Source organism: Chitinophaga jiangningensis, from assembly GCF_900142605.1.
In the GTDB taxonomy this organism is placed as follows: Bacteria; Bacteroidota; Bacteroidia; order Chitinophagales; family Chitinophagaceae; genus Chitinophaga; species Chitinophaga jiangningensis.
Window position 1 is genome coordinate 489,854 of sequence record NZ_FRBL01000004.1, and the last position, 21,422, is coordinate 511,275.

The window sequence follows — 21,422 nt, forward strand, 5'->3', positions numbered from 1 at the left end:
GGCGTAGAGACGCCTCGCAGGCGTCTATCAAACCACAATCTCCGCTAAAATCTCCGCGTTAATTCCTCCTTTATGTAAAAAGGATTTACGCGAATAGACGCCTGCGAGGCGTCTCTACTTCCCAATTCCTTTATGCGTGGGCACTACCTGCTTAATACTTCCATCTTCATTAAAATATAAACGATCGATACACACCTCCCTGCTATATCCCGCAGCACGCCCCCAATGAATCCCATTCGGATAGTTGAAACGATGGTAAACAATATACCACTCATCCTTCCCTGGCACCTGAATAATGGAATTGTGCCCCGTGCCGTAAATACCAGCTGCTGGATCCTTTGCAATCACCATATTTTCCGCAGGTATGCTGATAGGGCCTATCGGTGAATCAGCCGTGCCATAGCGCACGCGGTAATCTTCGCTACGGGTATCATTTTCGGACCAGAGGAAATAGTATTTTCCCTTGCGGTAAAATACGGTGGTCCCTTCACGGAAAGTTTTGTCAGGCGTAATGAGTTGCAATGAACCTTCTTTTAAAGATCGCATGTCGGCAGTCAGCTCCGCCACCGCCATATAACCATTACCCCAATAAAGGAAATATTTATTACTCACCGGATCATGAAAAACCTCCGGATCTATTTCCTGTCCCCGGTTTACGCCCGCCGGATACTTATCAATCAACGGATGCCCTATATCTTTAAAAGGCCCTTTCGGATCATCTCCGATAGCCAGTCCAATCTTTTGCTCTCCCGTATAATAGTAGTAATATTTATAGGCATTGCCTTACTTACGCTCAATAATACAAGGCGCCCAGGCTTTGCCATGGGCCCAGGTTACATCAGTTTCCAGGTCCAGCACTTTTCCTTCATCCTTCCAGGTAACCAGGTCCGGGGAAGAAAAACATTTAAAGTAGGTACCTGACCATCCCGCAAAACCATCACTGGTAGGATAAATGTAATACTTACCTGTTTTGGCGGCATACATGATATCCGGGTCCGCATAAAATCCATCCAGCACCGTGTTATTATTGGCAACTGCCTCTACTGTCCAGGTTTCAGGCGCTCTTCCCGGGATACTTACTTTGTAATCCACCTTTCCTTTGGAGAAATCCGACCGGCCGATTTTTGTAATGCTCACCCCTGGCACCAGCTGAAACGCAGGCTGCATCCGCTTTATATCCGTTCCTGGTTTTACCATCACCCGTACTATATGCGCCAGGGTATCCATAGTAATATTCAGCTTCCTAATCCCCGGATCATGAATAGTACCCATAAAACCTGCTGCGGTAGCGTATTTGGACACCAGCCGCGATAATTCTGCCGCAGTAATTGGCATCACCGTTCCATGCCTCGGCTGAAAATCCATGCTCACCTCCTTATCCACCACTTCAAAATGTTGCAGGTCCTTACTTTTGGTGAACTGATATTTTCCGCTGGTATACATGTCGTACATGAGGATGTAACCCTCATTGTTATTGAGCTTGAATACACCGCTGCCTTCCACCGGGTTTTGCGTTTGCTGCACTTCTCCCGGGCGCAGCTGGTAGCCGCCATTCACGCTATCGGAAACGGCTACACGAATACTTGGATGCCCGTCTTCGGTCTTAAAAAACAAGTAGTAGCGATGGTCTTTTTCCACAATATCACCATCGATGCAGGCGCCGTTATTCGGACTAAAGTACAGCTGTTTAGGCTCGGTGGCCAGGTCCGTAAAATCATTATTTGCATAGGCGTAATAGATCTTATCCGCATCCTGTCCGTGTTTCATGGACCAGTAGATCATATACTTCCCTGCCTTTTTATCGTATATGGTTTGTGGCGCCCATACACGCAGCAAACTATCATGGCCGGGAAACCGTTGCTGGATATTCACAATGGCAGACTTCCAGTTAATCAGGTCGGTGGATTTCAGCAGCACCATAGCCCTGTTGCTGTTCCATCCGTTGGCAGATACCATGTCTGTTACTACCATGTAAAAGGTTTTGCCATCCTGCCCGCGGAGGATGTGCGGATCACGCACACCGCCCGTAGAACTGATCACTGCTGAAGATATCACAGGTTCATTGTTATGGAGAGATCTGAACCGGTATCCATCCGTACTGACCGCGTACCGGACCGCCTCTTCGCTTTTCCTGTTGCCGGTGAAATAAACAAACAGATAGGCACTGTCGGCATTGGCCGCCAGCAAAGCTGTTGGCGCTGATAGAATAGCGGCAAGAAAAAGAACTAATCGATTCATACGTGGCATTAAGGTTTAAATTTCAGCACCGTTAAGGAATAAGGTGCCAGCGTCAGGTTCGTTTTTGTGTTCAGGGAGATGCCAGTTGGTATTGCTTTTGCGCCTGTACCTGCAGGGTCACCGGAGAGTTCCGTTTTCTCCGCCCTTACTTCCTTCGTAAGGATGCCACTCAAATCTATGCTGGTAGTAGTTTCCACAGGAAGCATGTTAACTATTTTCACCATCACGTCCCCTGTTTTATTGCGGGTAATGGAGCTGGCAAAACGTTTGCGCACTGCCTCACCGGCATCCGAGAGTGTAACCGTTCCCGGTATATAGGTGGTACCGGCGTAGGCACCAAACAGCTGCTGTACTTCGTAGTTGACGGTAGTTTTTACTTCCTGATTGTTGAAGTAGATGAGATCCGGGCGCCATTGTGTGTGGCCTTCCTTAGCCAGCAGTGGTGCATAGGATGCCATAGACACTACATCCCCGTTGCGTTCCACACTTGTCAGGTACAATGCTTCAGCCAGGGCGGACTCCAGGTTATTCACCCTGCCTGCCGCATGTGCGGCATATTCACCCAGGTATACTTTGGATTTATTGCGATCGTATTTATCGTAGAAATCCTGGTTGTTGATGAACCACCCCGGTGGCTGATAATAGTGTTCATCCACACAGTCGAGCTGCAATTTATCTGCCAGCTTCCAGCCTTCTTCATAATCTGTTCCTTTACAGAATGGCCCTACTGTACCAATCACGGTAATGTCCGGATACTTTTCTTTTATAGCCTTAACGATCATGGCATAGCGTTCTTCGAACAGGTCAGTAATCAGGTCTTCATTGCCGATGCCGATGTATTTAAGATTGAAAGGTGCCGAGTGTCCTGCGGCAGCGCGTTGCCGGCCCCAGGTGCTACTGGCGCTGCCGTTGGCGTATTCTATCAGGTCGAGTATATCCTGGATGTAGGCAGGCATATCCGCCATAGGAATGCCGCCTTGTTGCCCACCGCCACCGATGCCGGAATTCTGGCAGGGTACACCGGCAGCTATCACTGGTAGCGGCGCTGCGCCTATGTCTTCACAAAACTGGAAGTACTCGAAATAGCCTAGTCCGGCCGACTGATGATACCCCCAGAGGTTGCGCTGGGGCTTACGTGCTTCGAGTGGGCCAATGGTATTTTTCCAGCGGTAGATGTTGGCGAGCCCGTCGCCATGTGCCACGCAGCCTCCCGGGAAGCGCACGAAGCGTGGATGCAGGACGGCAATGCTGGCAGCAAGATCTGCACGGAGGCCATTCACCCTGTTTTTGTAAGTATTTTGTGGAAAAAGGGATACCATATCAATGGCACTGGTACCGGCTTGCAGCGGTTTTATTTCCAAATGGGCATTTGCATCAGCAGTGGCGGCTTTGAGTACAGTACGTTGTTTAGCCCAGTTACTGCCGTTAAAGCGCAGGTTAGCACTGGCCAGTATGGTGCCGTTGGCACCAACCAGACTCACCGTATAGCTGGCTTGCTTACTGCCAACTGGTTTAGCGAAAATTGAAAAAATGTATTGACTGCCGGCAGGCACATTGATGCCGTCGAATCCGCTGTTTTGCAGGGTACCACCGGGTTGTGCGGCGGTAAGTACTGCATAGTGCTTATTATTTTCGTGAATGGCATTTACACTGTCGATACTAAACTGCAGACCGCTGGCCGTCCAGGAGTGAGTGCTGTTCCAGGTTTTATCGTGGTATTCCCTGTCCGATAAAGCGTATTCAAAATCACGGTTTTGGATGAGTTCCGCATAGAGTCCTCCATCGGCGGCGTAGTTGATATCTTCGAAGAACACGCCCATGAGTACGTCGCTGATACTTTTTGCCTGTTGTGGCTGCGCGGTGATGGTCGCCTGCAGGGATTTCAGTTTGACAAAGCGGGTAGCATCGTTGCTGGTGCTTTCAGCATCCTGTGATCTGCTGAACTGTTCAATTTCGTAGGTATGTTGCAGTTGTTCCAGTACCCTCCATGGCACGCGATGCAACTGGCCATAACCTTTTCCTGTAGGCAGCTCCAGTTCAATGCTGGGATTAGGAACAGCGGTTATTGGTTTCGGTGTCGTATAGTCCTTGAAGTTAGTGGTGGTAACCTGAAAATATTGTTGGGTACTGTCGTTATAGGTTATCTGGTAGACGTTGGTGTTCCTGTTGTAAGTCACCACGGGGTTGCGAAAATTCTTTCCTGCTGCCACGGTGGGGTAGCTCTGCCGCCCCCAGTAGGTGAGGTCGGCTGATGACGCGTGACCGAATGCCGGCACGTGTTCATTGAGCGACCATACCAGCTGCCATTGCCCTTGCTGATCCAGGAAAAGGAAAGGTTGCAGCATCCGTTTTTCACTACCCCAGCGGCCATAGTCGCAGCGTACATAGCTGAATTCGTTGCCTACCGGCGTCCAGTGAAGCTTATCATTGCTCCACGCAAAATGCAACCCGTTGTGGTTATTATTTTTTGCGGTGCTGTAAGAAAACAGGTATATGGAGTCCGGGTGATCCGGCCGTATACCCGCTGTGGTGTTGTTGGTTGCTATATAAAACGCAATAATTGTAAAAAAGACTTTTAAAAATCTATTTTTCATAACGCTAGTGGAATAGGTAAATAACGTGTTAAATCGGAAACACTAAAATAGACTTTTATTTATAATTGTCATTAATACATTTATAAACGGCGGATTAATTATTTTTCCGGCGGTGGCGTATTGAAGATATGCAGATCGGATTGTGGATAAGGAATACTGATACCGTTTTCTTTAAATAGCTGCTGTACCCCCATAATCAGCTGACTTTTTACCGCCTTCGGCGTGCGCACCCCTATCGTCCAGAAGTAGAGTTGTAACTGTATCGCACTTTCATCGAAGGCATTTACAAACACCAGCGGCGCCGGCAGTTTCACTACCTGTGGATGTTCCTGCATCAGCGTCAGCAACAGCTTCTCCGCGGCCTTTAAATCTGTATCGTAGGCCACTCCCACCACTATTTCACTGCGGCGAAGCGCATTGTTTTTACTCCAGTTGACCAGGTGATCATTTAACAGTTCACCGTTAGGAATCGTTATCTGGGAGCCATCTATTGATTCCAGTACGCTGCTGCGGAAGCCGATATTTTTAATGGTACCGGTTTTTCCTTTTACTTCCACCATATCGCCTACATTAATCGGCTTTTCAAAAGCCAGTATCACCCCGCTTACCAGGTTATGAACGATCGTTTGCAAACCGAAGCCCACACCTACACCCAGCGCTCCCAACACGATCATCGCCTGATCCAGCGGAATTCCGGTAGCAGCAAACGCCAGCAGCACACCCAGCACAATTATGGAAATGCGGATCAGCAGCAGCCAGCTGCCCAGTCCCGGCTTATTTTCCCCATGCGCATTAGGTGTATCGGAAGCAAAAAAGGACACAATCCGCGATACTACGGATGATAAGATCAATATTCCGAAGAAAGCCAGCAGGTTAAAGAACGAAAAGTTATAACTGCCCAGCGTGCGTTGTTGAAACAGGAAGTCCAGTATGGGCGCTGTTACCAGCTTAAATGCATAAAAGTTCCGTGCAAACAGTATAAACCAGCCAATCACGAGAAACACGTACAGGAATGTCGGTGCCTTCTTCCCCACCACATCAAAATTGATAAAGAACAGGCGGCGCTCCGGTATTTCGAAAATATCCGATGCCAGGGTTAAGGCTTCATTGATCAATCGCACCGTCCACAAAAAAGTAATGGCCACAATTACACTGATAAATCCACTCGTCAGCAGTGATTTGGACAGGTTATATCTCCCATAAACATTGGCCAGTACCGAGAGGCACTCGATGATTACCAGGTAGGTAATGAAATAAATAATGGCTTTTTCCCGGAGCACTTCTCTTCTCCCCTTTAATAAAAAAACTAAACCCCATATGGCGCCAGCAAGGGCCAGCGACAGCATGATCCAGCGCTCGGTACGGCTGGCCTGTAACACCAGGTTATCCGCACAGGCCAGGATAAACAGCAGCCACATACCTACCCAGAACACCATCCAGTAGCGCGTAATATAGCTGGCAAACAAAATGGTGAGGCATACGGATGTACTAACCCAAATGATAGCACTGAAAATAAACGGCGGATTAGGAAAGATGAACTGGAAAATACTAAGCACAACAATCCAGGCCGACACAACCGGCATCTTAAGCACCAGGTAATTTTTCTGATCTTCCGGTGGAATATGTCCGTTCCTGACTTTGTTTCTTAAGGAACGCAGGAAGATAACCGCAAACCCCAGCAGTAATACAATTACCACCAAAAGGGTCGCATTATTCCGCAGATAAAAGCTGAGGATCAGTTGTTCTTTTTTCCAGGACTCTGACAGTATTTCCCGGAAAGGCCTGGCATTAAGTGGTGCATTGTTCAGGTAGTTAACTTCCTGTGTGAAAGTATTTGCAGACAACTGCCGCTCATACTGATCTATTTGTTCCAGGGCGGATTGCAGCTGGTATACCAGCAGGTCAGCACGCATTTTACAGAGCCCTATATGCTTCAATGCAGCCGTGAGCGTACTGTCGATCGGATGCACCTCGGTGGCCGCCACTACCAGCTGCTGCATATACCCCATAAACTCAGCAGAATCTTTCGAAAACATATACAGGCGGGAATCAGCACCCAGGCTGTCAAAATTATTCCGGTAAGTAACCAGTTTGCTCTTGATCTGGGCGGCTTGTTGATTCCTTTTCTGGGCGCGACTCAATAGCTCATGCAACAGTTTATAGGAGGTAGTCAGGTTTCGTTCGGTTTGTATCGACCCCTGATTTATTAGAATACCGTCAACGGCTATATTATATTTAGCACGCAGGTCTTTTAATTCCCGGTTGATGCCGTTGGTGTCGATGCCGGCTTTGAGGAAATCGCGGGTGCTGCGGATATTTTTCAGCAGCGCCTCTAACAATGCATCCTGTTGTACAGATACCTGGTGGGTTTTATACGTTTCCACACTGGTAACAGCTTCTTTTTGCAGGACCTTGCGGAGGGTATCAAGCACATTGATGGTAGTATCACGTTTTGGAGCAGCGCCACTGGCTGCTGTTCTTAGCAACAGGCAGCAAACCAGTACTAGATAAAAAGGCAGGCGCCGTAAAATTCTGAATGCCAAAATAATCGGTTTTATAGTAAAAGATACTAAATATCTACTGGTTATCATGCTGTTCAGTTGTTTTTATGTCCATATTATTCCGGGGAGATGTCAGGGCTCCCTGGCAGGTGTTCACTGGAAAAGTTTAGTCTCCTTACACCTCATTTCCAATGCTTTATTTGCAGTAACATATAGCCGTACCCGTTAAATACCGTTAAAACACGGTATAGCCCCGGTTGTTTTCCACATTGCTAAATGTCAGGTCCCTCTTTACATTTGGCTTCTGAACCGAAACTACTGTTACCAAATTACTGAGAGATGAAATTTATTCTCGTTTTCCTGCTGTTTGTATCCGTACAACTGGCCTTATACTTACACCATCCGAGGTCTGTTTTCCCCGATTATAATTCGTATGTAGTTCCTTACAACAATCTGCAGGCGGCCACTGTTTCAGATTCGGAAACACAGGTTGCCCGCTTCACTGGGTCTGATCAATATTTTCCTTATCCAGCGCTTTCATATTAGCGCAGTATCGTTCCCCAAAGAACCGGGCGGTGCTCCTGTGCTCCACTAGTGGGCACCTCCCTTTTTCGGAATGCAATTAACAAACAGAATTATACTAATCCCTAAAACTTCAAGTTAATGGAACAACAATTCGAAGCCGGTAAAGAAATCAACCTCGAAGAGGCCCGCCGGATTATGGAAGCACGTAAAAGCTATTACCGTAAAATGGAGCTCGGACTGCGGATTGCCACCGGCATCCTGCACGACGAGGCAGTTACCAACTATTTTCTTAGTGACCAGAATGCGTTTAAGTTTACAAGAACTGAACTGCAGCAACTATTAGACAGCGGCGCTGATTATTTTAGCGTGGTACAAGGCGCCCATCCGGAGGCTAGCGGAAACTTCAAAATTGGTGATCCAACAGTAATGATCATTCCCTGCCTGGACCCTGTTACCAAGGATATGAACGCGGTAAGGGAAGACGGCGTTATCCTGGAAGCCACCGGCATGAAAGATGGTACGGTACAGGCCAAAGCATTAGTGGCTGCCGGCGATCCGCCGTATGTAGGCCTGGAACATCCGCCTGCTACCAACGTGACCCAAATTAATAATGCCTGACGATGATCAGGGTATTTCGCGATAACTTCAGTATTTTGCATGACTACACCCCCATTTGCGTACTATACCAATGGCCTTATGCATCTACAGGAAGTTTTGAGCGAAATCTCCATCTGGATCGTTATATGCCCGCTACTGCTGGGTATTTATTGTTTCAGATCCACGTCGGCTGATACCAAAATAATTCTGGGGATAGTAGCCCTTGCTACTATCCCTCAGCTTATGAGAGCTTTCATCCTTAAAGGACCCATGCTGAATACAACATACAATCTGTACACTTTAGCAGAAATAGCACTTATAGGTTGGCTTTTGTACCCAAAAATTATCCACAAACACCGGCAACGGTTATTTATTATCACAACGTGTTTAGTAACGCTCTTCAATATTGGCATATTCGGCTGGAGCGGGTTATCCACCCGGTTCCTCAGCGAAGCGGTATCCGTCAACAACCTGGTATACACCGGCTGGATACTGCTCATCATCCTCGATCAGTACGAAGTTACGGACGGGATCTCCCCCTCCCAGCCCTTCTTTTGGTACCTCACCGGGATCCTGCTGTACGCCCCCTGCACCATGCTGGTATTTTCACTATGGCAGTATATAAAGATTCACCCGGATTCAGTTATTACCCGGCTCTGGGTGATCCAGAGTATTTTTAACATCACTATGTATGGCCTCTTCACCATCGGAATATGGAAGGATCATCGTGCACACGCCGCCAACATAGCTCATCACCGTGAAAATGGAAAATGATATCATCTTAAGCATCGTAATGGCCACCCTGCTGTTCTTGCTGCTGATCAGCTTTATCATCGCCTTCTGGATGATATACCTGCGCCGCAGAGCAGCACATCAACAGGAGAAACAACAGTTAAAATCCACCTACGACCAGGAATTACTCCGGGCTCAGCTGGAAATTAAAGAACAAACACAAAAAAACATTTCACAGGAAATACACGACAACATCGGTCAGGTACTCAGCCTGGTCAAACTCCACGTGAGTACCATGGACGCCGGCAACACCAACGATCTGCAGGAAAAAATTACCGACTCCAAGAAACTATTAACAAAAGCTATTCACGACCTCCGTAATCTCAGCCGCAGCCTTGATACGGACCTCATCACCGACAAAGGACTCTGCGCCGGTATTGGCCAGGAAGTGGAAATACTGCGCCGCACCGGCGCTTATGAAATCGATTTCCATATCGAAGGTAATCCGGTACGCGTGGAAGCCAATAAAGAGTTGATACTATTTCGTATATTTCAGGAAGTTTTAAATAATATTATCAAACACGCGCAAGCTACCTCTATCCGGATTTTGCTCGACTACCGCCCCGACCAGTGCCTCATGGAAATAGCAGATAACGGTAAAGGCATCTCCTCCAGACTGCAACAACAGGAAACAAGCGGCATAGGCCTGCGCAGCATGTATAAACGAAGCAGCCTTATCGGCGCAGCACTGCAAATCACCGATAATGTGCCCAGCGGCACCATCGTGACAGTCAACCTGCCCTACCTGCTGCCACAACAAACTATATGAATAAGAAAATCAGCATAGTACTGGTAGATGACCACGTGCTTTTCCGCAAAGGCCTGGGCACGCTTATCGCCAGTTTTGATGACTATAACCTGCTGTTCGAAGCCAATAACGGTAAGGAACTCATCAATGCACTGTCGCCCGACAACCTGCCGGATATCATCCTGCTGGACATCAACATGCCCGAAATGGATGGTTATGAAACCTGCCTCTGGCTGAAGAAAAACTATCCTGGGGTGAAAGTACTCGCATTGTCCATGTACGACAACGAGCAATCCATCGTACGCATGTTCAAAGCCGGCGCTAAAGGCTACATCTTAAAGGACAGTGAGCCCTCCGAACTGCGCGAAGCCATGAGCTCTCTCATCCACAAAGGATTCTACTATTCGGAAATGGTGACCGGAAAACTCATCCACTCCATCAACGAAGCAGAAGAAGAAGGCAATACCACCCGGTTTGCCACCAACCTCTCCGAAAAAGAAATTACTTTCCTTAAGCTCGTATGCACAGAGCTTACCTATAAGGAAATAGCAGACCAGATGTGCCTCAGCGCACGCACCATCGACGGCTACCGCGATAACCTGTTTGCAAAACTGCAGGTGAAAACAAGAGTGGGATTGGTGACGTATGCACTCAAACACGGGATTGTACTGCTGGATAAGTTACCATAGCGGCGTTTTTTCCCGCCAGGAAGCGAAAGGGTTTTAGCCCGCGAAGAAATTAGTGGGCGATCTTTTTTGCTCGCAAAGCAGCAAAGCAGGTAAGCAGCAAAGACTGGTGTTTTGTTGTTTGTGAAGTAGCTAAGGCTTGTGTTTTGTTGTTTATTGCAAACATAGGTGGCATAAGTTGTCCCTGGGGGCAAAAGATTATATGCTTTGCCTCTTATGCAAACTTATGCAACATTGCGAGAACAAAAGTGCTATTCAAACCACAGCATAATCTCATTCCCGATTGCATCAATTAATTGCTGATCCTTCACCAGGTCCATCTTCCAACCACTTTTTGCGCAGCGGATGATGCCCAGGCTCTCATCATTGAGCATTACCTCCGCCTGGTAACAAACGCCTTTGGTACAGGTATCTGCAATAGGCACCGCCTCCCCTTTATATTTCACGCCCTTTACCTCCAGTTGCAGCGGTATTACACTTGATTCCAACTGCGCGATAAACTGTTTCAGGAAAGCGATCAGGTGTTTGCGTTGGGTAGCTCCGGAAGTGCTCCACTTCGCTTTATCCGCCCGTTTATGTGCGATTTTAAATTTGAGGCCGGTCATGGTGGTCATGTAATCATTGGCATTTTCCTTTACCGCACTTTGATGCGCCAAAATATACCAGTGATAGGCAGTGCCTACCGGTACGCCGGAGCCCTCCGGCGCCTTTCCTGTGCGGCGCTTCATCACTTTGTAGGAAATTTCCCATAAATCGGGTGTAATCTTGGTCTCCTTCCAGTCGCCCTGGTCGTAATGCCAATGGTGGCCTCTGCCTACCTGAACGCCAGTATACTGCCGGCCTTCGAATTCCTTAACCCTGTTGTAACTCCCGGATTTGGCAGTGGCCTTTCTCCGCTTCGTTACCGGCTTCTTCCTTGTAGTGGCAGCTTTCATGTTTGGTATGTTTAGTACACCTAAAGGCCAACAAAAAACAAACCATTACCATACATGGGCAACATTTATAATCCCCGGTATTCATTTTTCAGTAACGCATACACGTGCATATCTCCATAAACATCGTTGTGGCGCTGCCAATCCCGCAGCTGCCCCTCCTTAACAAAGCCAAATAAGTCCAGAATGGCAGTTACGTCCGATTTCAGGTTTACTACCTCGGCCTGTATACGATGCAGCTGCAGTTCCTGGTAGGCATAATGCAACACAGCATGCATGGCTTCTGTCAGAAACCCTTTTTTCCACCAATTGCTGGAAATATCGAAGCTGAAGGCTGCCCGGTTACTGGCATTAAATTGATGTAAGCCGATGGTACCAATCACCTGGCGGCTGCCTTTGAGAATCATGGCCCAGCGGATACCTTCCTTTTCCCTGAATGCCTTGTGAAAATGCCTGATCAACTCCATGGCTTTGCCCATGGTAGAAAAAGGCATAACATGATAAAACCTCACTACATGCGGATCTGTGAAAAGGAAGAAAATATCTTCGAGCATGTCCATCGTTACCGGCTCCAATAGCAAACGGTCCGTAGTCAACTGCGGGAAAATGTCGGGCAGTTTGTTCATACGTGCAATTAGTTTTTATAGTACGCTTAATATAGGTCAGAGCGAAATTAACTCATTCCGCAGCGCAAATAAAACTAATCCTGTCCGTGATTTTATGTTAAACCGCTGAAAAATTTCCTGGCGGTAGTTATCAATGGTATGTGGACTGAGGTTCATCTGGTCGGCAATTTCCTTGTAAGTAAGCTCTGAGCAGCATAATTGCAGGAATTTCAGCTCATTGTTGCTTAGCTCCAGGTCTGCACCGCTGCCGGCATTACTTTGCAGGTTGCGCAGGAGTCGTAACGTTACGAGGTCATTTAAAAAGTGCCCATGTTCCCGGATGGTTTTAATGGCATTCAGCAGTTCCAGTGCTTTGGACTCCTTGAGCAGATAGCCGCCGGCGCCGCTTCGCAGCATGCGGATAATGGCTTTGTCATCTTCCCGCATGGAAAGTGCCAGCACATGGATATCCGGGTAATGCTGCCTTACCCAGGCAGTGGCGGCAAAGCCGTCCATTACCGGCATGGTGATATCCATCAGGAGCACTTCCGGAATGGTACGTGCAGTGGAAAAACGCTGCTGCATGTCCTGGCCATCAGACGCTTCGAAAATAATATCTACCTCAGGAAATTCAGAGAGCAGGCTTATGAGTCCCTGCCTGAACAAGGTATGGTCGTCTATAATCGCTATGGGAATTGGATTGCTCGTATTCATGGTTATATATAAGGAATTGAAATGGCGACCTGGGTACCGGCACCCGGGGCGGAGTGAATAATAGCTTCTCCCCCAATCATACCTGCCCTTTTGTGCAGGTTATGCAAACCCATACCTTTCTGCAGCTTCAGCACCTCGTTTACATTAAAGCCAATGCCATCATCGGTGATGGAGAGTAGCAGCCGTTGGTTACTATATTCTAAATTAATATGAATTTCCTTCGCCTGCGCGTGCCGGAAAATATTGTTGAGCGATTCCTGGAACAGGCGATACAACATCGTTTCTTTATCCTTACTACCAGGTATTTCCGGTACGTTATGATCATAGGTCACCTGGTATTGACGGGCCTTCTCCATCCATTCCAGTTCCAGTGCTATAGCAGCTACCAGGCCACGGTTGATCTGCTCTTCCCCATGCAGCAGCCGGGCCAGCGCTCTTACTTCTTTCACGGAGCGTTTCGCAAATTCCTCCGCGGCGCCAATCTTTTCTTTCGCTTTTTCCTTGTCCTCCACATTTACAGCACTCAGCGTCATGATGGTAAGTCCCAGCAGCTGCCCAATGTTATCATGTAGATCCAGTGCGATGGTCTTCAGTGTTTGCTCCCTCACCTCCATCTGCGATTTCAGCAACTCATGTTCAAAGGCTTTTTTAAGTTCCTCCTTTTCCTCTATGTATTTCTTTTTTCGCTTGTTATACAGGGAGATATAAAATATCAGGAATAACGGGGCGATGAGAAATATAATGGTTATCAGACTAAAGAGGAAAAGGAATTCCTTTGACGATATCTGCATATAAACGAGTATGACCAACAGCAATATAACAATACATTCAGAATATTGAAAACGATGTAGCGAACCGGAAACGGTAAACTCATGATGGCGCCGGATACCAGGAAGTCGAAAAATACATTGGAGGCAGTACTGCCGAAATAGTACAGCAACGTGCCGCTCACCCACCAGAAAGGAGCATGTACACTAAGCTGCAGGTAAGCTTCATCCCGGATTACCAGCAAAAAGTAATAAAGAGAAGTGATGATAAATACCACCGACATCACAGATGCGGATATATTAGCAAACACGAACCAGCCCCGTATATACGTTTCCGTTACAAAAATCACCCATAGGGCGGCGAGAATGATATAGTACCAGTTATTCGTTTTTACATAAGGTTTGAGATTAAAGTATAGGAAAGACCAGATAACAGTCAGTTCTATATACTGGTAGGCGTTGTACAGCCATGTATTACTGACGTGCAGGTGTTTACTCAGGTAAATCCCGGTCATTTCAGTGAGGCAAACAAGGGCGAGGTAGGGTATCATGAGCCTCCAGGCAGCGGAATTGTCGCGATGCAGACAAATACACGCCACCAGGAAGCAGATAAGTTCAATGGTAGTATTAACGGTTAGCAGCATGAAGTAGGTTTATTCGAGCAATAGCAGGGCACCATCGGGACCACAATCTCCCGGTGGGCATAGTTCTCCTTTATTTTCAGGATTGATCGCACGAAGGAATGTTCTTCCCTTAATCACCTTTCCTTTTGAATCCAGTACAATAAAATCTCTGTGGTAATGAGTAGTATCTCCTTTTGGCACAGAATCCCATGTAGGCACCATGATCAATGTAGTCTTATTCCTATATACCATGGGAGGGGCATTTTCATACTCACGGGTTGGAAGGGTATCCGTATACTTTAAATTATAATTGGCCAGGTAAAAACGGACCCCATCCAGGCTATCGTTGCGACAAATAATGGAGGCCATATTTTGAATCTCCGCCTTAGGAAACCATATGCATCTCGTATTGCGTTGTCCTTTGACTATTTTCCAACCGCCGGTCGTGTCAACCCAGCCCATTACTGACATTTTTAGGTGCCCATAATTGCTAACATACTTTTTGGCTGAATCAGGCTGCAGTTCGTCACCTGGAACAGGTATCGGAAGTGGACAATCATCCGCATATCTAGGCTTATTATTTGTCCTCATCAGAAAATAGGTAGCTCCTGCTCCAAAGGCGCAAGAGATAATGCCAACTAAAATGGCCTGGGATAATTTCATAGTCATCTAAATTTTCAGCAATCTACAGGAAGCACCGGATATTTTCGCAGGGAGATGGCCACAATAAAAAGGTGAAAAACAGCTTTTGTTTTTAGGGAGAGATTACAGAATAGCGAGTGCGTAAGGCTCCGTAAATGCACAAGCCCTCCACGGCGGGAGGGCCTGTAACTGCTGAGATAAAAGAAAGGCTATTGAATAATTATCTTTTGCGTGTATACTTTACCGTTATGACTCACTTCAAGGAAGTAAGTACCGGCGGGTACGTTTGCTGCTTTCACGGTGAAACTGCCGCTGGTTTCCTGCTGTTGTACCAATGCCTGCCGGCCGGCGCTGAGGAGCACGGCTTTAACGGGCGACTTACTATTATACGCGGGCACCTTTACGAAAATGTTGCCTCCGGCAGCTACCGGGTTGGGATAGGCGCTGAATTTGGTGGCCGTTGTTTTGTCGCCTATGTCAGCGGACATGGCGGACAGCGTAACAGCAGATGTATTGTCGGCCAGGCCGGTGGTTTGTGCAATTACAGAACCTACTACGTTACCTACCACTGTGTAATTGAAGGACTCCCATCCACCGGCGGTGGTACGGTTGGCATTCATAGGGGCGGCACCGTTTTCGGAGCTCACGTATAAGTTATTGCTGGCTCTCAAAGAAATGGTTCCGTTGCTGTTAGCTACCCAGGTGAATTTTTCCCAGTCCTGCGCAGTAGTGCGGTTGGCAGTCATGGGCTGGGTACCGTTTTCAGAGGATACGTATTTAGCCATGGAGCGCAGGGCGATTTTGCCATTGCCGCCGTCAAGTACAGAAAACTGTTCCCAGCTGCCATAGGTGGCACGGTTGCAGGTCATGGCGGTAGTACCATTTTCACCGCTTACATATAAATTATTATTGCCGCGCAGGGTGATCACCTTACCGATCGGGGCCGGATTGCTACCGCCGCCGCTGCGGGCTACCACTACATCGTTGATGGCGGAGAGCAGGGAATTAGCGCCGGTAGCGTCCTGCGACAGCTCCCAGATCATTACACCGCTACCCTGATCAAAGGCGAGGTTAGTTTTGGCTTTGATGGTGGGTATTCCGTTGTAGCCAACATTATCAAAAACGTCGGCATTGGGACTGGCCCCCCTTGCCAGCAGCTGTGCGTAGGATTCCCAGGTAGGACGACCGTAAAAAGGCAGTCCCAGTACCAGCTTGGAGGCGGGCATACCGCGGCCCAGCCAGTAGTTAACTGATTGCGTAGCGTAGGTATATGTAGAGTGGTCGAAGTTGTTGTAATCGTACGCCATTAGGGTGTAGAAGTCCACCAGGGCAAAGGCGCTGCTGAGGATACTGGCTCCACCGGTGCCTACCAGGGCCCCTGTCAGTAATTTCCCCTGGTTGTGCATGGCGGTGCTGAGTTGTGTCATCAGCGAGATATAGTTATTGGCGGAAGCGCCGGCGTCCGGGTACTCCCAGTCGATGTCCACTCCATCCAGGTTATACTGGTTCACGAAGTTGACCATGTTGTTAACGAAGTTAGTGCGATAGGTGGCGTTGGCAGCGAGGCCTTCGAAGCCGCTGTCGTTACCATCGTTCCAACCGCCAACGGAGATCAGGACTTTAACATTATTAGCATGTGCCGTGGAAACAAGGCTCTGCAACTTGCTTGGATTTTCAATGGCCTGCAGGCCTCCGGTTGCAGTGGGTAACAGGAACGCATAATTGATGTGGGTTAATTTGCTGTATTGGACAGTGCTTACACTTCCTGCCCAGGATGGCATGTAGCCCACTACTCTGAAAGGAGTTTGCGCACTGGCCGTTAGCAGGCAGCACAGCAGGCAAAACAAACTGAATAGATTTGCTTTCATAAGGGAATTTTTACAGTGAGTAATAAGAAAGAAGGTTCGCCACAAAAGTATCAGAATCAGGTTTGGGATCATATTTATCGAGTACTACATTACTACGTCAATGGTGAATATAAGTGGTACATTTGGCCCACGATGACCCGAAATACTACGCTACGAGTACTTTATGCTACCCTTATACCCCTTACCATGTGGCTGGGGTTGGCCACGCGTGACCCTGATTGTGTATTCCCCCCGTTGCTGCGTATATACGGCGGCGATATACTCTACGCCACCTTTGTTGTATTTGGTTTGCGCTGTACTTTTCCCGGGGGCCGGTTATGGAAGGTGGCAACCTGGGCCTTTATATTTTGTGTGCTGATTGAGTTACAGCAGCTGATTGATGTAGCATGGCTGGAGCATTTGCGGCATACCTTTCCCTTTGGGCTGGTGCTGGGTTATGGTTTTCAGTGGAGTGATCTGGTTTGTTACGGGCTGGGTAGTTTGCTGGGGTATGTAGTTTGTATGATTGGGGAGATATTGGTGTTGCGCGGGCGTACAGCCGTTAAAGGGCAGCAGTAAGTTCTTTGCGGTGGATGGTTTCCGGAATGATAGCATAACTTACATAACTGCCCACATTAATTTCCTCCACGTTTACATCCTGTTTTACGGTACATGACGGGTAACCAGGGTGAGGAGGATTACTTCTTCCAAGGTACCCAGGTGCGGCATGAGTTCATATTACCCCTTGACCGGACTCACGGCGTTATTTTCTGCATTAGCTTATTCCGGTGCATCACGCCCCAGTTATGCAGGGAGGCAATTACCTCTTTCAGGGTATCTGCGTAGGGCATGAGTTCATAGGTTACTACTACCGGTGTGGCGTTTGCATCTACCACTCTTTTTACAAATCCGTTAATTTCAAGGTCCTTCAATTCATTGGACAGCACTCTGGCGGAGATGCCGGTAACGCTGCGCTGCAGGTCGTTGAATCGCTTGCTGCCATCGCGCAGCACCACGATTATCCTCATTTTCCATTTGCCTCCGATAACGTATAATGCGTCCCCAACGGCGTTTAGAGCGGCATTGCAGCCGGCGGCCGTATGGGCCGGTGGTGGTGTTACTATGTTCATTTGTTTATCCGGTTTAAACCACTAACCTAAAGGTTACTGCTAACCTTTAGAATACTACTAATAAATAAGAAGCAAATGTATATAGTTTTGCGCTGGTTTAAAACTCATCGGATAAATGAAAATCAGGAAAATCCTCACTATTATTTTTATTGTTCTGGCTGCAGGCATGGCTGCATTGAGCGGCATAATGAAGCTGACGGCCAGCGAGGAAATCGTTAAAATGATGTCCGCCATTGGGGTTGGCAAATACGTTACAATGCTCGGGATCATGGAGATTGCATTTGCCGCACTCTTCGTCATACCACAAACGTACAAACTGGGATTCATACTGCTCAGTTGCTACTTTGCCGGTGCACTGGCGGTGGAACTATCCCGAGCGATGGAGTTTCATGCATTGCTGCCACTGGTACTGGTATGGATTGCCGCATTTCTGCGGGACAGCAGCATTTTTTTGCCTGCAAAAACTACTCAGGTTGCGTAAGGTTGCAAGGGAGTTATTTCAGAAGGGTGATTGCTACCCTTCTGAAATATCTATATATAACAACAAGGCAATTCCTGTGAATTGAATTGAATTGAATTGAATCTAATCTTGATATAACATATCCAATAAGTAGCAACGAAACCTTTTATGTTGAAACGAATCCAGCAACCATGATGTAACAAATCCAATATCACCTCGTAATTTTCAACCCGTAATTTAAAGGGGCCTATCACTGGTCAGGTGCCAGGTCAAAAAACATAATCCTTGTACGGCTGTTGGTGTCTGTCTGTGAAGCAAAATTGAATCCCAACCGTTCGTAGAATGGAATAGATTCCCTATAAGCATCCACAGTAACCAGTTTACAAGCACATATAGTATTCTGTTCCATAGCCATTGCCATTACGTATTCAATTATCCTTCTTCCCATCCCAGCGGCCTGTAAATCTTTGGAAACCGCTAACCTCCCGATTTTTATGGCTGGCAATTCCTTCAGATGTCGTTTAGGATACACCAGCACCTCTGAAAGAAATTTTTTATAGGCAGAGCGGGTAGGAAAATCTTCAGGCTGTAACCTTAGGCAATCACAGAAGATGCTGAAATAGGCTATCAGCTGCTGTCCCTGCTGAAGTATGTAAGTTGTCGCAAGATGTGATTCATGATAAGCCAATGCTTTGTCTGTCAGAAAAGTATTAAGCGTTTCATCTCCACAATCGAAAGGTTTGAGCTGCGTTTTATCCACCAGCTTTACTAATGATAATTGGCTTGACTCCATATGTCAATTTTTACCGTAGGTTAACAATAGCCAAAATCAAGAAGGAAATGAGTAAAGATGGGGATTGGTTTCCTGAAACTACATTAGTTTAGTTGCAAGTTACTGCCGGATAGAATCGAAGAATGCCTTTGTTTCCTGTATCCGTTTCAGTCTTTCAGGAGTCATAGGCTTCTGCTTACGCAACTGTGATTTAAAATATTCCACATCCTTCCCTTTCAAACAAGGCATGTATGGCGCGGGATTACCCAATAATTCATCCTCAGCCCGATCTGCCTCCTCCGGCAACAATAACTTTATCAATAATTTCCTCAAATAACTAAGCATCTTGTAAAAGTTTTAGTCATAAATAATATACTAACAAATTTAGCATTCCTAACTGAACTACCAAATATTTTTTTCTGTAAAGATTACAACCAAACCCTTTACTGATAATAGTATTATCAAAATAACAACATACCTTAAAAAGGTAAAAAAATTAGCAATTTGAATATTCAATTTTCATTTTCTGCTTGCGAAATGCAGAAGGATTTAACCCATTATGCTTTTTAAATAAACGTGTTAAATGACTCTCATCCGCAAAATTCAACTCCCACGCAATTTCATTGATACGCATACTGCTATGCAACAAACGCGTTTCCACCAGCTTCAGCTTGTACTGCATAATATAATCCTGCATGCTCTTACCGGCATGCTTCTTAAAATAACGCCCCAGGTAATTCACGGAAACACCCACCTGGTCCGCCATTTTCTCCGCCTTCAGCTTTTCCGGTTCATAGATATTGGACTGTATATAATGCACAATGTCCTGGAAGGTACGATCCGCCTGCTGGGGCAAAGTAGCCGGCAAACGCAGCGCTATATTCCTCGCCACAATCGCAATCAGCGTATTCACCAACTGGCATATAATCTCCTGCCTGTACAACGCTTCACCATGATACTCCCTTTGCAGCGCCTCCACCAAATGCTGCACCAGCGGTTTATCGGAAGATAAATGCAAAATGCACCCAGGCGCATGCCCCGCATGATGCAGTATAAACTCCATCTGCTGCACCCATGCCTTTCGATCCGTCAACTCCTTAATATAAATATCCGTAAAGCGCAGAAAGAAAAACTGCGTCGTTTCCGTCACCGTGAAAGAATGACTGTCCGCCGGCGTCAGCAAAAACAAATGCCCCGGACCATAGGTAAACCTATTCTCATTCACCCGCTGCACACCCCGCCCCTCCACTATAAATACCAACTCGAAAAAATTATGCAAATGCGCCTCCATCGGACATTCATCCGTCACCAACTCCCTGATCTCAAATGGCTGAAAAATATTATTCCTGTACATCGTATGGCAATTTCATACAAAATTATGGTAAAATCATCCAAGAAAACAAACATAATAATTGTACAATTTTACACTCTCAAAGATATTAACTTATGAACATATTGATAGTATTTGCCCATCCTGAGCCCCGCTCTCTTAACGGAACCCTCAAAAATGCAGCTGTCAGCTTCCTCGAAGCCACAGGCCACCAGGTAATCGTATCCGACCTCTATCAGCAAAAATGGAAATCGCAGGCGGATGGAGGCGACTTCCTGCAATACACGCCTGATCAGCGCCTCATCGTAGCACAGGCCGCCAAAGAAGCCTATCACCAACAACTACAATCACCGGATATTACCGCTGAACAGGAAAAAGTTATGTGGGCAGATCTCGTGATCTATCAGTTCCCCCTCTGGTGGTTCACCATGCCCGCTATCTTAAAAGGATGGTTCGACCGGGTATACACCAACGGCTTCGGCTATGGCACCGGCCAGCGTTATGGCGGCGGTAAACTCGCGGGGAAAAAAGGAATGCTGCTCATCACTACCGGCGGCGATTTTAATACCTTTACCGACAGCGGTATCCACGGCAACATCAACGACCTCCTGTTTCCCATACACCACGGTATTATGTGGTACACAGGCATGGCTGCACTACCGCCATTCCTCGTGCATAGCGCCAACCACATCAGCGAAGCAGACGTCGATAAATCAATAACAGCATTGAAAGAAAGATTATCCACACTGGAAACAACTGACACCATCCCGTATTATTCAGTGCCCAACGGTGATTATGACGAGCATAGCCTGCTGAAGGCACACCTGCATCTCCCTACATCAACACTGAATACACATACCCGGTTACATTAAAAGCAATGCCACCGCCGACGGCGGTGGCATTGCTTTTATCTGCATCG

General features: G+C 47.1%; 20 protein-coding genes and 1 pseudogene. 7 read left to right on the top strand and 14 right to left on the bottom strand.

The genetic code is table 11. The annotated features are described in order from the left end of the window. Positions 1–114: 114 nt before the first annotated feature. From BUB18_RS12220 to BUB18_RS12230, 3 genes and pseudogenes are all read right to left on the bottom strand, one after another. A pseudogene (locus BUB18_RS12220) lies at positions 115–2,247 on the bottom strand (family 43 glycosylhydrolase). Continuing rightward, complete coding sequence (locus tag BUB18_RS12225) at positions 2,247–4,832, bottom strand: alpha-L-arabinofuranosidase C-terminal domain-containing protein (protein ID WP_073081111.1); 2,586 nt, start codon at positions 4,830–4,832, stop codon at positions 2,247–2,249. The pseudogene BUB18_RS12220 and the gene BUB18_RS12225 overlap by 1 nt, the downstream one beginning before the upstream one ends. A gap of 98 nt (positions 4,833–4,930) precedes the next feature. After that, positions 4,931–7,375: a mechanosensitive ion channel family protein gene (locus BUB18_RS12230; RefSeq protein ID WP_178372132.1), complete on the bottom strand. Its 2,445-nt coding sequence runs from the start codon at positions 7,373–7,375 to the stop codon at positions 4,931–4,933. A 621-nt stretch (positions 7,376–7,996) separates the two neighbouring features. Between BUB18_RS12230 and BUB18_RS12240 the strand changes: the two genes are divergently transcribed. Genes BUB18_RS12240 through BUB18_RS12255 form a run of 4 tightly spaced genes read left to right on the top strand, consistent with a single transcriptional unit; the run spans position 7,997 to position 10,684 of the window. Continuing rightward, positions 7,997–8,476: a hypothetical protein gene (locus BUB18_RS12240; RefSeq protein WP_073081114.1), complete on the top strand. Its 480-nt coding sequence runs from the start codon at positions 7,997–7,999 to the stop codon at positions 8,474–8,476. A 39-nt stretch (positions 8,477–8,515) separates the two neighbouring features. After that, complete coding sequence (locus tag BUB18_RS12245; RefSeq protein ID WP_073081116.1) at positions 8,516–9,229, top strand: hypothetical protein; 714 nt, start codon at positions 8,516–8,518, stop codon at positions 9,227–9,229. After that, complete coding sequence (locus BUB18_RS12250; RefSeq protein ID WP_073081118.1) at positions 9,219–10,016, top strand: sensor histidine kinase; 798 nt, start codon at positions 9,219–9,221, stop codon at positions 10,014–10,016. The genes BUB18_RS12245 and BUB18_RS12250 overlap by 11 nt, the downstream gene beginning before the upstream one ends. Further along, positions 10,013–10,684: a response regulator transcription factor gene (locus BUB18_RS12255; RefSeq protein WP_073081119.1), complete on the top strand. Its 672-nt coding sequence runs from the start codon at positions 10,013–10,015 to the stop codon at positions 10,682–10,684. Before BUB18_RS12250 ends, BUB18_RS12255 begins: the two co-directional genes overlap by 4 nt. A 248-nt stretch (positions 10,685–10,932) precedes the next feature. On the opposite strand, the gene BUB18_RS12260 is transcribed toward BUB18_RS12255, so the two are convergent. From BUB18_RS12260 to BUB18_RS12290, 7 genes are all read right to left on the bottom strand, one after another. Next, positions 10,933–11,616 (bottom strand): hypothetical protein, encoded by a 684-nt coding sequence (locus BUB18_RS12260; protein ID WP_073081120.1) that lies wholly within the window; start codon positions 11,614–11,616, stop codon positions 10,933–10,935. A gap of 65 nt (positions 11,617–11,681) precedes the next feature. Then, complete coding sequence (locus BUB18_RS12265) at positions 11,682–12,239, bottom strand: GNAT family N-acetyltransferase (protein ID WP_073081122.1); 558 nt, start codon at positions 12,237–12,239, stop codon at positions 11,682–11,684. Positions 12,240–12,275: 36 nt separating this feature from the next. After that, a complete protein-coding gene (locus BUB18_RS12270) occupies positions 12,276–12,932 on the bottom strand; it encodes a response regulator transcription factor (RefSeq protein WP_073081123.1) in 657 nt (218 codons plus the stop codon). Between the two features lie 2 nt (positions 12,933–12,934). Beyond that, positions 12,935–13,723 carry a sensor histidine kinase gene (locus BUB18_RS12275; RefSeq protein WP_073081124.1) on the bottom strand — a complete coding sequence of 263 codons (789 nt, stop codon included), beginning with the start codon at positions 13,721–13,723 and terminating at the stop codon, positions 12,935–12,937. Continuing rightward, positions 13,681–14,343 (bottom strand): hypothetical protein, encoded by a 663-nt coding sequence (locus BUB18_RS12280; RefSeq protein WP_073081126.1) that lies wholly within the window; start codon positions 14,341–14,343, stop codon positions 13,681–13,683. Before BUB18_RS12280 ends, BUB18_RS12275 begins: the two co-directional genes overlap by 43 nt. A 9-nt stretch (positions 14,344–14,352) precedes the next feature. Further along, positions 14,353–14,784, bottom strand: a complete 432-nt coding sequence (locus BUB18_RS12285) for a hypothetical protein (protein WP_143159923.1) — start codon at positions 14,782–14,784, stop codon at positions 14,353–14,355. A 389-nt stretch (positions 14,785–15,173) separates the two neighbouring features. Next, positions 15,174–16,832: a glycosyl hydrolase family 18 protein gene (locus BUB18_RS12290; protein ID WP_073081129.1), complete on the bottom strand. Its 1,659-nt coding sequence runs from the start codon at positions 16,830–16,832 to the stop codon at positions 15,174–15,176. 132 nt (positions 16,833–16,964) lie between these two features. Between BUB18_RS12290 and BUB18_RS12295 the strand changes: the two genes are divergently transcribed. Next, entirely contained in the window at positions 16,965–17,390 is a 426-nt protein-coding gene (locus BUB18_RS12295; protein WP_083549842.1) for a ribosomal maturation YjgA family protein, read from the top strand. 176 nt (positions 17,391–17,566) lie between these two features. Here the strand turns inward: BUB18_RS12295 and BUB18_RS12300 are convergent, their stop codons facing one another. Beyond that, complete coding sequence (locus BUB18_RS12300; RefSeq protein WP_073081131.1) at positions 17,567–17,941, bottom strand: winged helix-turn-helix transcriptional regulator; 375 nt, start codon at positions 17,939–17,941, stop codon at positions 17,567–17,569. 115 nt (positions 17,942–18,056) lie between these two features. Between BUB18_RS12300 and BUB18_RS12305 the strand changes: the two genes are divergently transcribed. Beyond that, positions 18,057–18,422 (top strand): DoxX family protein, encoded by a 366-nt coding sequence (locus tag BUB18_RS12305; protein WP_073081133.1) that lies wholly within the window; start codon positions 18,057–18,059, stop codon positions 18,420–18,422. A gap of 229 nt (positions 18,423–18,651) precedes the next feature. Here BUB18_RS12305 and BUB18_RS12310 read toward each other — a convergent pair whose 3' ends face one another. The 3 genes from BUB18_RS12310 to BUB18_RS12320 all read right to left on the bottom strand — a co-directional run bounded on the left by BUB18_RS12310 (position 18,652) and on the right by BUB18_RS12320 (position 20,527). Then, positions 18,652–19,194: a GNAT family N-acetyltransferase gene (locus BUB18_RS12310; protein WP_073081134.1), complete on the bottom strand. Its 543-nt coding sequence runs from the start codon at positions 19,192–19,194 to the stop codon at positions 18,652–18,654. A 99-nt stretch (positions 19,195–19,293) separates the two neighbouring features. Beyond that, the gene (locus BUB18_RS30095) at positions 19,294–19,422 is read right to left on the bottom strand and encodes a hypothetical protein (protein ID WP_262487681.1); all 129 of its coding nucleotides are present in this window, start codon (positions 19,420–19,422) and stop codon (positions 19,294–19,296) included. Between the two features lie 247 nt (positions 19,423–19,669). After that, positions 19,670–20,527 carry an AraC family transcriptional regulator gene (locus BUB18_RS12320; RefSeq protein WP_073081137.1) on the bottom strand — a complete coding sequence of 286 codons (858 nt, stop codon included), beginning with the start codon at positions 20,525–20,527 and terminating at the stop codon, positions 19,670–19,672. Between the two features lie 92 nt (positions 20,528–20,619). Between BUB18_RS12320 and BUB18_RS12325 the strand changes: the two genes are divergently transcribed. Further along, on the top strand, positions 20,620–21,375 hold the full coding sequence (locus BUB18_RS12325) for an NAD(P)H-dependent oxidoreductase (protein WP_073081138.1): 756 nt from the start codon (positions 20,620–20,622) through the stop codon (positions 21,373–21,375). Positions 21,376–21,422 lie beyond the last annotated feature (47 nt).

Bases quoted from the DNA above. Each gene is read 5' to 3' on its own strand.
- BUB18_RS12225 (WP_073081111.1), bottom strand. From the start codon at position 4,832: ATGAAAAATAGATTTTTAAAAGTCTTTTTTACAATTATTGCGTTTTAT.
- BUB18_RS12240 (WP_073081114.1), top strand. From the start codon at position 7,997: ATGGAACAACAATTCGAAGCCGGTAAAGAAATCAACCTCGAAGAGGCC.
- BUB18_RS12245 (WP_073081116.1), top strand. From the start codon at position 8,516: ATGACTACACCCCCATTTGCGTACTATACCAATGGCCTTATGCATCTA.
- BUB18_RS12250 (WP_073081118.1), top strand. From the start codon at position 9,219: ATGGAAAATGATATCATCTTAAGCATCGTAATGGCCACCCTGCTGTTC.
- BUB18_RS12255 (WP_073081119.1), top strand. From the start codon at position 10,013: ATGAATAAGAAAATCAGCATAGTACTGGTAGATGACCACGTGCTTTTC.
- BUB18_RS12260 (WP_073081120.1), bottom strand. From the start codon at position 11,616: ATGAAAGCTGCCACTACAAGGAAGAAGCCGGTAACGAAGCGGAGAAAG.
- BUB18_RS12265 (WP_073081122.1), bottom strand. From the start codon at position 12,239: ATGAACAAACTGCCCGACATTTTCCCGCAGTTGACTACGGACCGTTTG.
- BUB18_RS12270 (WP_073081123.1), bottom strand. From the start codon at position 12,932: ATGAATACGAGCAATCCAATTCCCATAGCGATTATAGACGACCATACC.
- BUB18_RS12275 (WP_073081124.1), bottom strand. From the start codon at position 13,723: ATGCAGATATCGTCAAAGGAATTCCTTTTCCTCTTTAGTCTGATAACC.
- BUB18_RS12280 (WP_073081126.1), bottom strand. From the start codon at position 14,343: ATGCTGCTAACCGTTAATACTACCATTGAACTTATCTGCTTCCTGGTG.
- BUB18_RS12285 (WP_143159923.1), bottom strand. From the start codon at position 14,784: ATGGGCTGGGTTGACACGACCGGCGGTTGGAAAATAGTCAAAGGACAA.
- BUB18_RS12290 (WP_073081129.1), bottom strand. From the start codon at position 16,832: ATGAAAGCAAATCTATTCAGTTTGTTTTGCCTGCTGTGCTGCCTGCTA.
- BUB18_RS12295 (WP_083549842.1), top strand. From the start codon at position 16,965: ATGACCCGAAATACTACGCTACGAGTACTTTATGCTACCCTTATACCC.
- BUB18_RS12300 (WP_073081131.1), bottom strand. From the start codon at position 17,941: ATGAACATAGTAACACCACCACCGGCCCATACGGCCGCCGGCTGCAAT.
- BUB18_RS12305 (WP_073081133.1), top strand. From the start codon at position 18,057: ATGAAAATCAGGAAAATCCTCACTATTATTTTTATTGTTCTGGCTGCA.
- BUB18_RS12310 (WP_073081134.1), bottom strand. From the start codon at position 19,194: ATGGAGTCAAGCCAATTATCATTAGTAAAGCTGGTGGATAAAACGCAG.
- BUB18_RS30095 (WP_262487681.1), bottom strand. From the start codon at position 19,422: ATGCCTTGTTTGAAAGGGAAGGATGTGGAATATTTTAAATCACAGTTG.
- BUB18_RS12320 (WP_073081137.1), bottom strand. From the start codon at position 20,527: ATGTACAGGAATAATATTTTTCAGCCATTTGAGATCAGGGAGTTGGTG.
- BUB18_RS12325 (WP_073081138.1), top strand. From the start codon at position 20,620: ATGAACATATTGATAGTATTTGCCCATCCTGAGCCCCGCTCTCTTAAC.